The organism is Vibrio sp. OPT46, from assembly GCF_015163535.1.
Lineage (GTDB): Bacteria > Pseudomonadota > Gammaproteobacteria > Enterobacterales > Vibrionaceae > Vibrio > Vibrio alginolyticus.
The window spans coordinates 1-929 of sequence record NZ_JADDYG010000401.1 but is presented as its reverse complement, the minus strand read 5'-3'; the positions used below and the strand labels follow the sequence as shown (position 1 = coordinate 929).

At 46.9% G+C, this 929-nt stretch carries 2 protein-coding genes; both read left to right on the top strand.

Annotated features, from left to right (window positions below; translation table 11 throughout):
- Positions 1-375 (top strand): molybdopterin dinucleotide binding domain-containing protein (locus tag IQR33_RS33485; protein ID WP_322631783.1); only part of this gene is annotated, 375 nt, incomplete at its 5' end.
- A 229-nt stretch (positions 376-604) separates the two neighbouring features.
- The coding region (locus tag IQR33_RS18610; protein ID WP_416222685.1) for a c-type cytochrome at positions 605-929 on the top strand (325 nt) is incomplete at its 3' end.

Genomic DNA, 929 nt, shown 5'->3' with positions numbered 1-929 from the left:
AGGTTGAACTCGATTAAAGGCGTAAACCCAGTGTACATCCATCCAATCGATGCCGAGCGCGCAGGCATTAAAACGGGTGATGAGTTTGTTATCGAGACACCATCTGCAAGCACCAAAGCACTTGCGATGATAGTCAGCGGAATTCGCCCTGGCACACTCGGATTTGAACATGGATTTGGTCATACCGAGCTAGGACAACGCTCGCACTGGATCGGCGATAAACAACAACCCGTAAAAACTCGCAGCCAAGATGGAGTCAACATTAACGACATCGGATTAATTGACCCAACCCGAGAAGGGAAAGGCGTGTTGTTAGATTGGGTGGTAGGAGCCGCGGCTCGTCAATCATTACCAGCCAAAATCCGCAAAGCGTAACGCCGCACGTTAAGACGTCTCTACCACTTAGAGCTGCCGATTTGTGCAGCTCTTCACCACTTTGTTTTTATCGCTTATAGAACAACCAATAAAAACAAATACGGCCATTTACACTTATTAAATATGTGGAAATCCACAATACCTTTCATTATTGACAAGGCCGACAATATCGTCCAAGTGACTACCAAGTAGCACTTAGACATATAAATAAAAATTAAAGTGAGTCAGCATGTCAAAAATTCTTCCAGTGGTGGTGGCCTGTTTGTTAGCAACCACTATGGGCGCAAGCGCCTCGTCTATTCCGGAAAAAGCCAGCGTATGTAGCGGTTGTCACGGCCAAGATGGCATGGGACAGCCAAATATCGCGCCGATGATCGCTGGTTTAAACGCGAATTATCTCAACACTCAAATCGAACTATTCCTTAGTGGCGAACGCCAAAATGTGGTCATGCAAGGCATGGCGAAGGAACTCAGCGATCCCGCAGACCGTAAGGAAGTTATGGAGTACTTTGCTAACCTCCCGAGCTATGAGTTCACGAATCCAGAACAACGCG